At 38.6% G+C, this 13368-nt stretch carries 14 protein-coding genes and 1 pseudogene; 9 read left to right on the forward strand and 6 right to left on the reverse strand.

The features are described from left to right. Positions 1–249 precede the first annotated feature (249 nt). Both ACFQ19_RS08575 and ACFQ19_RS08580 read left to right on the forward strand, forming a co-directional pair. Positions 250–651, forward strand: coding sequence for a YwpF family protein (locus ACFQ19_RS08575; RefSeq protein WP_379591664.1), 402 nt, complete (start codon positions 250–252; stop codon positions 649–651). A 273-nt stretch (positions 652–924) separates the two neighbouring features. After that, positions 925–2280, forward strand: a complete 1356-nt coding sequence (locus tag ACFQ19_RS08580; RefSeq protein WP_379591709.1) for a TrkH family potassium uptake protein — start codon at positions 925–927, stop codon at positions 2278–2280. A 54-nt stretch (positions 2281–2334) separates the two neighbouring features. Here the strand turns inward: ACFQ19_RS08580 and ACFQ19_RS08585 are convergent. The 3 genes and pseudogenes from ACFQ19_RS08585 to ACFQ19_RS08595 form a co-directional block, all read right to left on the reverse strand. Continuing rightward, positions 2335–2415 (reverse strand): annotated as a pseudogene (locus ACFQ19_RS08585) (YjcZ family sporulation protein); the annotation flags it as partial. A 504-nt stretch (positions 2416–2919) separates the two neighbouring features. Beyond that, a complete protein-coding gene (lepB, locus tag ACFQ19_RS08590) occupies positions 2920–3441 on the reverse strand; it encodes a signal peptidase I (RefSeq protein WP_379591665.1) in 522 nt (173 codons plus the stop codon). 106 nt (positions 3442–3547) lie between these two features. Continuing rightward, complete coding sequence (locus tag ACFQ19_RS08595; RefSeq protein ID WP_379591666.1) at positions 3548–4720, reverse strand: aminotransferase A; 1173 nt, start codon at positions 4718–4720, stop codon at positions 3548–3550. A gap of 108 nt (positions 4721–4828) precedes the next feature. Between ACFQ19_RS08595 and ACFQ19_RS08600 the strand changes: the two genes are divergently transcribed. Together ACFQ19_RS08600 and ACFQ19_RS08605 are read left to right on the forward strand one after the other, a co-directional pair. Then, positions 4829–4990 (forward strand): FbpB family small basic protein, encoded by a 162-nt coding sequence (locus ACFQ19_RS08600; protein ID WP_080874901.1) that lies wholly within the window; start codon positions 4829–4831, stop codon positions 4988–4990. A 126-nt stretch (positions 4991–5116) separates the two neighbouring features. Next, entirely contained in the window at positions 5117–5437 is a 321-nt protein-coding gene (locus tag ACFQ19_RS08605; protein WP_379591667.1) for a hypothetical protein, read from the forward strand. A gap of 14 nt (positions 5438–5451) precedes the next feature. On the opposite strand, the gene ACFQ19_RS08610 is transcribed toward ACFQ19_RS08605, so the two are convergent. From ACFQ19_RS08610 to ACFQ19_RS08620, 3 genes are all read right to left on the reverse strand, one after another. Continuing rightward, the gene (locus ACFQ19_RS08610) at positions 5452–5922 is read right to left on the reverse strand and encodes a YkyB family protein (protein WP_379591668.1); all 471 of its coding nucleotides are present in this window, start codon (positions 5920–5922) and stop codon (positions 5452–5454) included. A 211-nt stretch (positions 5923–6133) separates the two neighbouring features. Beyond that, positions 6134–6706, reverse strand: coding sequence for an SCO family protein (locus tag ACFQ19_RS08615; RefSeq protein WP_379591669.1), 573 nt, complete (start codon positions 6704–6706; stop codon positions 6134–6136). A 122-nt stretch (positions 6707–6828) separates the two neighbouring features. After that, entirely contained in the window at positions 6829–7677 is an 849-nt protein-coding gene (locus tag ACFQ19_RS08620; RefSeq protein ID WP_379591670.1) for a metallophosphoesterase, read from the reverse strand. 284 nt (positions 7678–7961) lie between these two features. Between ACFQ19_RS08620 and cbpB the strand changes: the two genes are divergently transcribed. The 5 genes from cbpB (at position 7962) to ACFQ19_RS08645 (ending at position 13341) form a co-directional block, all read left to right on the forward strand. Continuing rightward, positions 7962–8411, forward strand: coding sequence for a cyclic-di-AMP-binding protein CbpB (gene cbpB, locus ACFQ19_RS08625; RefSeq protein ID WP_379591671.1), 450 nt, complete (start codon positions 7962–7964; stop codon positions 8409–8411). A 171-nt stretch (positions 8412–8582) separates the two neighbouring features. Then, positions 8583–9299 (forward strand): 2,3,4,5-tetrahydropyridine-2,6-dicarboxylate N-acetyltransferase, encoded by a 717-nt coding sequence (gene dapD / locus ACFQ19_RS08630; protein ID WP_379591710.1) that lies wholly within the window; start codon positions 8583–8585, stop codon positions 9297–9299. Between the two features lie 15 nt (positions 9300–9314). Then, complete coding sequence (locus ACFQ19_RS08635) at positions 9315–10433, forward strand: N-acetyldiaminopimelate deacetylase (RefSeq protein WP_379591672.1); 1119 nt, start codon at positions 9315–9317, stop codon at positions 10431–10433. Between the two features lie 169 nt (positions 10434–10602). Then, positions 10603–11043, forward strand: a complete 441-nt coding sequence (locus ACFQ19_RS08640) for a TlpA family protein disulfide reductase (RefSeq protein WP_379591673.1) — start codon at positions 10603–10605, stop codon at positions 11041–11043. Between the two features lie 549 nt (positions 11044–11592). After that, positions 11593–13341 carry an ABC transporter ATP-binding protein gene (locus ACFQ19_RS08645; protein WP_379591711.1) on the forward strand — a complete coding sequence of 583 codons (1749 nt, stop codon included), beginning with the start codon at positions 11593–11595 and terminating at the stop codon, positions 13339–13341. The last annotated feature ends 27 nt before the right edge of the window (positions 13342–13368 follow it).

The following is a 13368-nucleotide window of genomic DNA, read 5'->3' on the forward strand; positions in this document are numbered from 1 at the left end:
AGTGTTGTTCCTCCTCGTATATTTCTGTAGTATAAATTAACTTTTTTCTTTTTTATTATGAAAAATAATACTCGCTTATAAGTGTATCATGGGGGATATAAGGTTTCCAAGAAACTTGCTCGTATATTTGTTAAGGGAATGGATGTTGCATTATCAAGGGATGTGTTATGATAAAGGCAATATAAATGCGTTTCAATCTGGAAAAAAGCTTCATGTAATTATACCGGGATGGGTTGGAGGTTAATGTATATGAAAACATTTAAATTGCGTAAATTGGTTATTCTGGATTATGATCAAGGACTGGAAGGAACGGAAGTAAACTTGATTGACGGTCTAATTATTAATAGGGAAGATGATTACGATACATGGCTGATTGAAGGATTTATCAACCGTTCTTATTGGAGTTATTTTGAAAATAAATTACATGAAGAGCTGATGGTTCAAGCTACAATTACCAAAGATTCGAATGAACCTGCTTCATTTATTACGAAAATGACAGAGATGCATCAAATCGGTGAACGAATGAATGTGATGCTGATGGGAAAAATCATTGATAAACAAAAGAATGATGTGGAGCAATTGTTATCAAAGCTTGTAGAAAAGGGATACGAGGGAGAACATTTAATTCAAAAATTTAAAGAAATGTATTAATAGTGCGTGTTCAAAAAGTTCTATAAAAAAGACCAAGAAGTTCAATGCGACGTGTTTTTTACGAACGGACTTCCACAGGATGTGGTGACTTCTACTTTGCCCACAGGACGTGGGCGTTCTTAGTAGAAGTTCCTCTATGCTTCTAAATACGTGAGTATCGGAAAAACACGTCAACTAGAGAATTCGAAGCGTCATTTTTGTTGGACTTTTTGAACATCCTCTAGTATCATTTGTATTTTGTGTGTTGAGAAGAAGGGAATAACAATGAGGAAAATGTATAATAAATATAAAAGTATTCACCAGTGGAATTCTTTCCAACTGTTGTTATTGTATTATATCGCAGCAATTGCGTTGTCGACTATTTTGTTATCGCTGCCTGTTTCGCAACAGCCGGGAATCGATATTCCCTTTATTGATATTGTATTTACAGCGGTCAGTGCAATCAGTGTTACAGGATTGAGTACGATTTCTATTGCGGGTTCTTTAAGCACAACAGGGATTATCTTTTTAGCCCTGATGATGCAAATTGGAGCTGTCGGGATTATGACGATTGGTACGATGCTTTGGGTCATGCTGGGAAGACGAATTGGTTTTAAAGAAAGAAATATGATTATGACCGATCAGAATCAAACCCACTTTGATGGTATGGTGAAATTAATTAAAAATATTGCTTATCTGCTCCTGATTGTGGAAGCTCTATTTTTCGTTATTTTAGGGTTTTATTTTACGACATATTATACTTCATATAGTGAAGCTTTTTTACAAGGTTTTTTTGCTGTTATCAGTGCTGTGACAAATGGAGGTTTCGATATTACCGGTCAGTCCCTGATCCCTTTTCAGTCTGATTACTTTGTCCAAGCGATTACGATGATTCTTATTATCATTGGTGCCATTGGATATCCGGTTATTATCGAGATCAAGGAATATGTCTTTCGTCGCAGAAAACAGGAACAAAGATTTCATTTTAGTTTATTTACAAAGTTGACCACAACAACCTTTTTTAGCTTGATTGTTGTCGGTGCAGTCGGAATTTATTTATTCGATTTTAATGGTCTGTTTAAAAATATTCCTTGGCATGAGTCCCTTTTTTATACTTTATTTCAATCTGTCACCACAAGGAGCGGCGGTTTGGCAACGATGGATCTGAATGTATTATCGAATACCAATCATTTATTCATGTCTGCACTAATGTTTATTGGTGCATCACCAAGCAGTGCAGGGGGAGGTATTCGGACAACGACCTTTGCGCTGGTACTGATTTTTCTATTTACGTTTATCCGCGGAGGAAGAAGCGTTAAAATATTTCATCGTGAAGTGTACGAAGTGGATTTAAATAAAGCGGTAACGGTGACCATTTTTGCGATTATCATTGTATTTTCTTCGGTTATTTTACTTACGATTCTGGAGCCGGTGTCTTTGGAGTCCATTATTTTTGAAGTCACATCTGCTTTTGGTACGGTGGGCTTGTCTTTAGGTATTACAGAGGGGTTATCTGCTGCCAGTAAAATAATATTGATGATTTTAATGTTTATTGGACGTGTTGGCATTCTTACGTTTTTATTGATTTTCAGGCGTAAAAAGGAACCTGCAAAGTTTAATTATCCAAAAGAAAGAATGATTATCGGTTAAGGAAAACTTAAAAAAATAAAATGGCCTGTGCCTTCAGCACAAGCCATTTTTTGATTAGCAGTAAAATGCAGCTCCTACGATGATTAGTAAAATGAAAAGAACAACAATCAACGCAAAGCCGTTTCCGTAGCTGCCACCATAGCCGCCACCGTAACCGTAGCCGCCGCCGTATCCATAGCCCATGCTCTTCACCTCCTGAACTTACAGTATTACTGTATGCAGATAGATAAAATGTGTATAGACATTCGCCCTGATTTTTTTAATCCGCTGGTAGAGAAGCCGGTGTCAGATAGATCGTAATCGCTGTCCATGAAAAACTTTTTAGAAACAAGGGAGCAGGTGATGAACACAAGAAAATGATATGGAAGTAAATCATGATTCATTCTTTTTTTACTTTATTTTATGTGAAGTTATTGATAAGATGAAATTATGGAAGTGAAATCATATTATTCTGTACATAAGTGAAGGGAGTGCTTCAGAATGGAAATGCTTTTCGGTGTTGTATGTTTTGGTATTCTTGTATTGAATATTGGTTATTGTTTGATGGATAAAGAAGGTTAAAGAACAATTTATCTGTCATGAAAAAAGCAGAAAGCTGTTTCTTATTTCTAAAGGAAAAAAGAATGCAGTTTTCTGCTTTTAATCTATCCAGCCAAATTCGTTGAGAGGGTAAATAATGAATTCAGATTTGCCGATAATATCATTTCGTGGAATAAGTCCCAGGCCGTTGCGGCTATCTTTACTGATCAGCCGATTATCTCCCATGACAAAATAATTATCTTCTGGAATTTCCAAAGGGCCAAAATTGCTGGTTTGTGCAATGACTTCATCACTTAAAAAATGCTGTTGATAGGCCTTGCCGTCAATATACAACTGACTGTTTTTAATTTCTATTGTTTCCCCGGGCATGCCGATAATGCGCTTTACATAATTTTTGGGAGATTGCTGGATAATAGCGACATCACCTCTGTGCGGTTCGTCAATGGTATATACCACTTTATTAAAAATCACCCGTTCGCCGTCTTGAAGGGTAGGGTACATGCTTTCACCCTCGACAATGGAAGTCGCAAAAATAAACGTCCTGAGAAAAAAGGCAAGCATGATGGTAATAATAATAATCTTTAACCAGCCTATCCATTCTTTTTTATGATTGTTATCCACAAACTCATCTCCAAAAGTACAAATTCTTATTTAATCGTAGCATGTTTAGATAAGCAGGCGCAAATATACTGGTTAGAAAGCCCCGGCAATACAGGGCATCATACCGTCAGTTTTTTCTGTCAGGAGCCGATTCGTTTAAGTATGCTTCTAACCGATCTAACCCTTCTTTTAAAACGTCTTCATGATAAGCATAGCTTAAACGCATATAACCCTCTCCATGCTGTGGGAAGCTGCTGCCCGGAACGAGGGCGACCTTGGCATCATGGACCAGAGACAGACCAAGATCAAAAGAATTTTTATCATTCAATTGCAGCTTTGGAAAAATATAAAAAGCCCCTTGCGGCCGTTCTACTTCTAATCCCATATTTACCAGACGCTCATAAACATAATCTCTGCGTTTTTTAAACACCTGTTTTATATGTGCTGTATGTTCCTCATAATCCGTTAACGCTTCTAATGCAGCGTATTGACTGATGGATGCGGCACAGGATACATTGTATTGATGAACCTTCAGCATTTGTTTGGATAACCATTCCGGCGCGAGCGTGTAGCCGATGCGGAAACCTGTCATGGAATGAGATTTGGACACACCGTTAATAACAATGGTTTGATTTTTTAAATCAGAAACAGAAGCAATAGAAGTATGTGTAAAATCGAATATTATTTCACTATAAATCTCATCCGATAAAATAAAAATCTCTTTTCCGTGCAGTACTTCTGCCAGTGCTTGTAATTCCTGTTTGGAATATGCTGCGCCTGTCGGGTTAGAAGGAGAAGGGAGTACAACACATTTTGTTTTTGCCGAAATTGCATTCGCCAGCGATTCCGGTGTGAATTTAAATCCTGTATCTGTCGTATCCACATGAATTGGTTTAGCTCCGGCTAAAGTGATAAGCGGTTCATACCCTGGATAAATCGGACTTGGTAATATAACCTCATCCCCTGGTGTAAGTATAGTCCGGAAAGTAATATCAATGGCTTCTGAAGCGCCGGAAGTAACAATAATTTCTGATTCCGACTGGTAAACCAGCTCATAATTGGTCTTATAATATTGATGGATCGCTTTCCGTAAATCAAAAATTCCCTGATTCGGCGTATAGGTTGTTAAATTATTTTCAATCGCCTGGATACCAGCTTCTTTCACTTGATCCGGGGTGTGGAAATCAGGTTGTCCGATGGTTAATGAGACAACATCTTGTTCATCGGAAACGAGATTAAAAAACTTACGGATGCCGGATATTTCAATATTTTCTACGTTATTATTTAATAAATGCTTCAACAAAATCACCTTCACTTAAAATTTTCAATAAATGTTCAAATAATTTGGATTAATATGAACAAAAATGGGTATAATAAAATTAGAGACGAAACGAAAGGAGAATACAACATGCGACCAAGATCTCTTAATTTTGAACAACTTGTCGATATGAACAGACAAGAATTATTAAACGATGAAAAAAGTATATCACAAATTGAAGAGAAGTTAGAAAAGAAACAAGAAGCTTTTTTCTTGAATCATAAAAAGAATGAAGAATTAACCGCTGAGTAGGATACATTCCTGCAAAAGCGGTTTTTTCTTACCGCATAATACAAGGTTACTCCGGTATAAAATAAACGTAAAGGGTCAAAACTGAAATAACAGCAGATTGAAGAGAAGAAAAAAGGTGAGAATATGTTGGCAGCAGGAATCGTGGCCATTGGAAATATCGGAATTAACAGCACATATATTTATGTTGGTATGATGCTTTTATGCAGTCTGGCCGTTTACTTGGTAATGAAAAAAATATACAAATGGGCCATAAAAAATCAAATGCTGCGCTTTCTTGCTTACATTGGTGCAAGCATTGTCATCATATGTGTAACCGTTATGTCAGGTATGATTCAGGAAAAGGAAGTCTGGGCTTTTGTAAAAACCGCCATGCAGAGTCTTGTATTTTTGGGGGTTAGTTTAGCGGTATTTCCCTTGCTGCATCAGTTTTTATTAAAAAGAAAATAATATCACACGTTATTTTATCTTCTTTTTGAGCGTGCTGGAGGCCAATCCATTTTTCCCAGTGAAGATGGTACATAGTAGCTTGAATGCTGTTTCCGTACAGGTTTGGAACTTGTCTTTTCCTGTTTCCAGTTGATGTATTTGCAGATGAGCCGTTTCGCCTGCGATAACGACATTTTTACAGGCGGGTTGCGGTAGCTTTGATTTAATGCACCTAAATGCTCCAATTGTTTTAAATCTTCTTTGGCAGGGGGGATGTGGAAACAGAATTCTCCAACCTCAACAAGCACCGTTGAATGCTGATTACTGAGTTTAGGATGGTCAGAAAAATGCAATCCTTTTTTTATGGCTTTTTTTTCTTGTAATAACTTTTCAATGGCTTGTTTTTTTAACTGGTATAACTGCTTTGGTTCGGGGGCTGTTTTTGCATGTTTATTGATGACAAATAAAGCCTGTGCGAGTTTTTGAACTTCAACGTCCTGTTTCATCTTTTGTCCCTCCCTTTTAAAAAGGATTGCTATTAATTATTACTCTACCTTAAACTTTATGGAATTTCAATACTTTATCAGAAGAAATGCGAACAAATGCACTTATTTTGAGAAGATTAAATGTTGTTTAGAAAAAGACCTCAGTTTTAAGGCTGAGGTCTTTTAAAGGCAGAGATAAAGAGCTGTATCTTGTTCTTCATAAAGGTGTTGCTTAGTTGACCTTTTTTAAGTCAGCAAGAATGTCGTCCATATTGTCAATTTCCACACCATCATAATTTTTGACAACTTCTCCTTCCGGGCTGACTAAAAAGAAGGATGTTCCGTGCAGCACTTGATCATCTCCATCTGCAGGGGCTTGAACAAGATTTTTAAAATGTTTGATGGAAAATTCACGAATGGTTTCAAAGTCATAACCGGTGACAAAAGACCAATTATCAAAATCTGCATCATAATTAGAAGCATAATCTTTTAATACCTCAGGTGTATCAAAATCTGGATCGACACTGAAAGATACCAGGTGTGCATCAATTCCTTCTTCGTCCATCATCGATTGCAAATGAGACATATTATTTGTCATCGGCATACAAACAGTTTTACAATTTGTAAACATGAAGTCAGCGACCCACCATTCTCCTTTCAGATCATCCAAGCTGAGTTGTTCTTCGTCTTGTGTCGTGTATTCAAATTCGGGGACTTCTTCTGACATCGTTGTTTCAATAGCATGACCCTGTCCGCATCCTGCCAATAGCAAAAATAAACCGATAAGTATTAAATAATTTCTCATATAACGAAATCCTTTCCCACGATACTTATATTCATTATAGCATTGGGAAATGCCGCGAGAAAGCATCTCATATGAAGGAATTATGACACTTTAAAGCGTTTTATTTGAACATCCCTTTCAACCTATGAGGAATGTAAGGTGAAGGTATGCAATTCTGGTCTGCATAAAAATCGGTAAGGCAGTCTGGTTGTACCAATTCCGCTGTTCACATAAAGTGTCAGCCTGTCTGAAATCGTATATTTTCCTTGTACGTACTTTTCTGCATATGCCGGAGTATACAAATGCCCGATAAACGGCAGCCGTACTTGTCCGCCGTGGCTGTGTCCTGATATTTGAATATCAACCGGATACTCTTTTACAGCATCTGCAAGGTCGGGCTCATGAGCCAAAAGGATGGTGAAATCAGAATCAGCCCGTTCTTCTATGGATCTGCCAATATCCGGGTTTCCAAGCATCGCATCATCCAGCCCTGCCAGTATAAAGGATGCTCCGTCTTTCTGAATTCGGGTAGCGCTATTCTGCAACAGGGTAAAATCTGCAGCGTTAAAAGTATCATATAAAATATCGGTCCCATAACCTCCGTGGTCATGGTTTCCATATATCCAGAATTTCCCTTGTGGAGCATCCAGTGTTTGAAGCAACTGAATGAGTTTGTTGTTCCAATCATAGTTATTTGGTTCGTCAACCAAGTCCCCTGTAAACAAAATTAAATCAGGCTCCAAGCCATTGATTTGTGAAACAAGTGACTCCAGCTGTTCTAACGTATAGTGAAAACCTAAATGTGTATCGGAAAATTGGACAATTTTAAACTGATTAAAAGTGTCGGGAATTTGCGGGTCTGTAATCGTTTCTTCGGTAATTGTCAGTAAAGCAGGCTCTATCTCACGAGCGTAAAAATAACTTCCTCCGCTTAAGCCGAGCAGTGTCAATAAACTTCCTAAGGATCTTTTTAAAAAGGTTCTGCGATTCATTAAATAGTTTCCTTTCTGATATTCCAATACAAAGATTATAGCATGAATCGCGCTTTTTTTTCATTTTGCAAATAGCATCGTTTTTAATCTTTTTGTGGCAGGTATGCATAAAAGGCTATATTCGTTTCATTTGAGGAATCTGTGCAGGCAATAACAGTGAGATAATCGGAAAAGTGTGTTAAAATGAAAAGTGTGTATAATTGATGGGCGTAAAGGAAAGGAAGAAATGAGAAGGCATCATTAGGTAATAATAGTAGTTTTTCATGAGGAGAGGGGGAAGTAAGATGAGCACAACGCAAGATAAGCAATTGATAGATATTAAGATTAGTGAAGTCCTCATACCTGCTGAGAAGGTGGCGCATGTTCAACTAAACAATCCTTTAGAGCACGCATTGCTGGTATTAATGAAATCCGGTTATACTGCAGTACCTGTACTTGATGCAGCCTATAAATTTGCCGGGATTATCGGCAAAACGGTTATCCTTAATGAAGTACTGGGGGTAGAAAGTTTTGAAATGGAACGTTTATCCGAATTACGGGTGATGGACGTTATGGCTGATGATGTGCCGACCCTGACAAGAGAGAACAGTTTATTAGACGGCCTGAATGCATCCATTAATCATCCTTTTGTGTGTTTAGTCGATGCGGATGGCTATTTTGATGGTATCTTAACAAGAAGAGCTATATTGAAGCAAGTAAAAAAAGATATTTATATAAATGCATATAAAAAATAACAATGAGGTCTCTGAGAGTAAAGGTCTTTTACTCTGTGGAGGCCTTTCTATTTTACATATACGAGACATATTGCAGAGGCTGACTGAACACCTCGTTTTCTGATGATATTAGTTGCTGATGATGATTTGGTCTGCTAAAGTAAGGAAGAGATTATAAAAATATTGGAGGAATTGTTTACGATGGATGCAAATGAAATTATTCAGTTTATTTCTGATAGTAAGAAAAGTACCCCTGTAAAAGTCTATGTGAAAGGAGATTTGGACAAACTTCCGGAGCAAGACGGGATAAAAGCTTTTGTTGATGCAAAAAGCGGTACTTTATTTGGAGAATGGAAAGCAGTAGAGCAGTTCCTGAAAGAGAATGAAGCTGTTATTGAAGACCATGTGGTTGAGAATGACCGCCGCAATTCTGCAATCCCTACACTGGATTTAAAAAATGTCAATGCACGCATCGAGCCGGGCGCTATTATTCGTGACCAGGTAGAAATTGGTGACGGTGTTGTTGTGATGATGGGAGCTTCCATTAATATTGGAGCTGCGATTGGTGAAGGTACAATGATTGATATGAATGCTGTTCTTGGCGGCCGGGCAACAGTAGGAAAGAATTGCCACGTTGGTGCAGGCACGGTGTTAGCGGGTGTCATTGAACCGCCTTCTGCAAAACCGGTTATAGTGGAAGATGATGTTGTGATTGGTGCGAATGTAGTTGTCTTGGAAGGCATCACTATTGGAAAAGGATCCATTGTTGCAGCAGGATCTATCGTCACAAAAGATGTTGAGCCAAATACCTTAGTTGGCGGAGCACCTGCGAAAGTGTTAAAAGAAATTGACGAGCAGACAAAAACAAAAACAGAAATTAAACAAGAACTTCGTAAATTAGATAATTAAGGCAGATGAAACGTTATGACAGCATTTGATTTGCAAACAGTCCGCAGAGAATTACATCAAATTCCGGAATTAGGTTTTGAGGAGCAGAAAACGCAAAGCTATCTTCTGGCAAAGATACAAGAAATGGTGACAGATCGTGTTGAAGTGAAAACATGGCGTACCGGCATATTGGTACATATTGCTGGAACGGATCCATCTAAGCGGATAGGTTTCCGCTCAGATATCGACGGTCTTCCGATTTTAGAAGATACAGACTTTGACTTTGCTTCCACACATGCTGGGAGAATGCATGCTTGTGGACATGATTTTCATATGACGATAGCTTTGGCGGCACTCAGCAGGCTGATTGCAGAACCGTTAAAAGATGATGTACTGTTTATTTTTCAGCCGGCAGAGGAAGGTCCGGGCGGTGCAAAACCAATGATTGCATCCGAAGAATTCCGAACATGGAAACCGGATACTATTTTTGCTTTGCATATTGCTCCGGAATTGCCGGTTGGTGAAGTATCTTCCAAACCTGGTCTCTTGTTTGCAAACACGAGCGAGTTGTTTCTTGATTTTAAAGGCCTGGGCGGACATGCTGCCTATCCGCATCTGGCAAAAGATATGACGGTAGCAGCAAGTAATTTTGTTGTGCAGGCGCAGCAAATTGTTTCCAGAAGATTAAATCCGTTAGACGGATCTGTGCTGACGATTGGAAAAATGGAGAGCGGGTTTGTCCAGAATGCCATAGCAGAAACAGCACGTCTGGAGGGAACGATTCGTACAACAGAAGCTTCCTCTATTGTGTTAGTGAAGGAAGAACTGGAGAAGTTGTTAAAAGGTTTCGAGATAGCTTATGACTGCGAGATAAATGTAGATTATGGAGCGAATTATTATCAGGTAGTCAATGAGGAAATGTATGTAGAGCAATTTAAAAATTCCTTGGAACATACGGATGTTACATATGTTCAAGCCGCTGCGGCAATGACTGGCGAAGATTTTGGAGATATGTTGAAAGAGATTCCCGGATTTATGTTCTGGCTCGGCGTGAACTCCCCGTACGGGTTGCATCATGCAAAGCTGAACCCGGATGAAGCTGCTCTTTCCGTCGGTGCAGATGCGGTAGAAACATTTATCCGTTCATTTGATTAGCTGTAAATAGCGTAATAGTAGATAAAAAGACTTTTTCCATTTTGGAGAAAGTCTTTTTATCATTGGTGAGTTATATTTTCCTATGTATCATTTAGCAATGAAAATCGGGTGCATAGATTCTCCATTTTGGTCATATATCAGTTAAAGAGTATTAAGAAGGAGTGACGTCATGCAGATGTATGATATACTTCCCGATTTAACGCGAGCCAGCCCGTTACCGGGAAGCAGTCTGTCATCCGTATTATCAAATGACAGGCCCAAGCTTATTATCTTTTGGTCCGTAAACTGTTCATCCTGTGTCCAATTACTAAAAAACATAGAAAGTATTCCAGAAATAAAGTCAAGATTCATCACTCCTGTATTAATTCATACCTACCTGGATAAGGAGCAGATATGTTTAACCGATATAAAAAATAAGTTGAATCAATTCCATTTTAATGCGGTTTGTTTAGATGATAAGACAGATGAACTGACAACTCTGTTTGAATTTCGTTATGTACCGGCGCTTTATCTGTTTGATAAGCAGGAAAGATTGCGATTTAAACAAATCGGAAAATCTTCTGCCCGTTTAATCGAACAGCGATTGAAACGTTTAATGCATGCAAGATGATATTTGCTCGTTTAAGCGAATTGTGATTTGAACTATGTTTTTGGCTTTTTGATATATTATTAACGCAACTTTCGTACCTAAGAATAAGCATATAAACCTTGCTGTTCCAGGTGAACATAAGCTCTATTATCATGCTTGATTTGATTTCAATCATGCTTCTATTTTTTGAACAGAGTATGGTGTGTAGCTTCCCTTCCGCTCCGGCCAAGCCCTCCGCTTTCCGACGTCTGCACTAGTACGTCCTGGGACTGCGGTTACTCGCCCCATCAAAACCATTGTACGTCGGAAAGCAAAACGGTCCGCCGTAGCGATCGCCTTACACTTCACCTTCTCCTTATGGAAAGGAGGTGACTTTTTAAAGTGTGAAAGTTAGGTTATTAATAAACTCTGTTCTTCCCGGAACAGAGTTTTTATATGAGGTGACAAGGTACAAACCATTTATCTTCTATATGTTTTTGAAAATTTTCAAATAAATTTTGCAAAAGTGTAGAAATTTATTTCGGAAACCGTTATATTAGTTATTATGAAAAGGGAAGGGAGGAATACATGTTGAATATTTTTAAGAAGTTAAAGCGCTTCTATTGGCCGTATAAGAAGTACTTTATCTGGTCCGTTTTCAGCATGCTTATTGTAACGGTGATTACCGTGGTGTATCCGATTATTCTTCAAATTACCATTGATGATGTCGTTGCTGAACAGAGATATGGGCTGATCCCTTATATCTGCGGTGCCTTTTTAGGATTGATGATAGTGAAAGGCATATCAACTTTTTTCTTTCAGTATCTGGGGGATTTATTCGGAATGACGTCCGTATACAAATTACGGGAAGCATTATACGATAAGTTGCAATCGCTCGCATTCAAGTACTATGATAATGCAAAAACAGGGGACCTTATGTCCCGGCTTACTGCAGACGTGGAAGGATTCCGGTTCTTTTTGTCTGTCGGTTGCGCAGAATTGATACGGGTTATTTCTTTAATGTTGATAAGTATTTCAGTAATGCTGTATTATTCCATTCCTCTCGCACTTATAACCATGGCTGCGATGCCATTTCTGGCGTTCGTTGTCTATCAATTTGATAAAAAGGTTCACCCGGCTTTTCGAAGCATCCGACGTTCTTTTGGACGTTTGAATACCAGAGTTCAGGAGAATATAAGCGGAATGAACACCGTTAAATCCCTATCAAGAGAAGATTTTGAAATTGGCAGGTTTTCAGAAAGCAATGATAATTATCGTAAAAAGTATTTATTCACTTCCGGATTATGGGCAAAATATTTTCCGGTGATGGAGTTTATCGGCAATGTCAGTGCGGTTATTTTGTTAGCATTCGGTGGCTTTTTTGTCATTAATGGTTCCATGACAACCGGAGAGTTAATGGCCTTTTTCAGTCTGGTCTGGTTCATTATGGGACCGCTCATGAACTTAGGATTTATTATCAATCAATTTTCACAGGCAAAAGCATCCGGAGAGCGCTTGTTAGAAATTCTGGAAGCGCATGAAGATATTGCAGAAAAAGCAGATGCTATAGATACAGAAATGCAAGGTCATGTTACATTTAAAGACGTGACGCTAACGTATACAGCGGAAGATGATGAAGCATTAAAACATATCTGTTTGGATGCTCCGCCGGGAAAAACAATCGGTCTAATCGGGGCGACCGGTTCTGGGAAAACAAGTATAACCCAGCTGATGACCCGTTTTTATGAACCGGAAGAAGGAGAGGTTCTCATTGATGCGCGTCCTGTTTCGGACTATAAATTGAAAAGCCTCCGAAGTCAGATTGGTTTTGTGCTGCAGGAACCATTCTTGTTTTCAACAACGATTAAAGAAAATATTTCTTACGGTACGCCCGGAGTTCGTGAGGAAGATATTGTAGCAGCCGCAAAAATGGCTCAGGCCCATGATTTTATAATGGAGCTTCCGGACGCTTACGACACGCTTTTAGGAGAAAGGGGAATGGGATTATCCGGGGGACAGAAACAGCGGATAGCGATAGCAAGAGCCATATGTATTGACCCGGCTATTCTTGTTTTAGACGATGCGACATCTGCTGTCGATATGCAAACCGAGCATAAGATTCAAAAAGCGCTGCGGGAAGTGATGAAAAATCGAACATCCTTTATTATTGCCCATCGTATTTCATCATTAAAACATGCGGACGAAATTTTAGTTTTGGAAGATGGGGAAATTGTTGAACGTGGAACGCATGATTACTTATTAAAAAATAAGGGGCCTTATGAACGTATTTATAATATCCAATACCAAGACCGTGAAGAAATTCTGAGTGCGGTTCATTAAAAGGGGGTGGAATAATTGGCGAAAGCA

This window comes from Oceanobacillus locisalsi, from assembly GCF_042675985.1.
In the GTDB taxonomy this organism is placed as follows: domain Bacteria; phylum Bacillota; class Bacilli; order Bacillales; family Amphibacillaceae; genus Oceanobacillus; species Oceanobacillus locisalsi.

Bases quoted from the DNA above. Each gene is read 5' to 3' on its own strand.
- cbpB (WP_379591671.1), top strand. From the start codon at position 7,962: ATGAGCACAACGCAAGATAAGCAATTGATAGATATTAAGATTAGTGAA.
- ACFQ19_RS08575 (WP_379591664.1), top strand. From the start codon at position 250: ATGAAAACATTTAAATTGCGTAAATTGGTTATTCTGGATTATGATCAA.
- ACFQ19_RS08640 (WP_379591673.1), top strand. From the start codon at position 10,603: ATGCAGATGTATGATATACTTCCCGATTTAACGCGAGCCAGCCCGTTA.
- ACFQ19_RS08580 (WP_379591709.1), top strand. From the start codon at position 925: ATGTATAATAAATATAAAAGTATTCACCAGTGGAATTCTTTCCAACTG.
- ACFQ19_RS08620 (WP_379591670.1), bottom strand. From the start codon at position 7,677: ATGAATCGCAGAACCTTTTTAAAAAGATCCTTAGGAAGTTTATTGACA.
- ACFQ19_RS08615 (WP_379591669.1), bottom strand. From the start codon at position 6,706: ATGAGAAATTATTTAATACTTATCGGTTTATTTTTGCTATTGGCAGGA.
- ACFQ19_RS08635 (WP_379591672.1), top strand. From the start codon at position 9,315: ATGACAGCATTTGATTTGCAAACAGTCCGCAGAGAATTACATCAAATT.
- ACFQ19_RS08610 (WP_379591668.1), bottom strand. From the start codon at position 5,922: ATGAAACAGGACGTTGAAGTTCAAAAACTCGCACAGGCTTTATTTGTC.
- ACFQ19_RS08600 (WP_080874901.1), top strand. From the start codon at position 4,829: ATGCGACCAAGATCTCTTAATTTTGAACAACTTGTCGATATGAACAGA.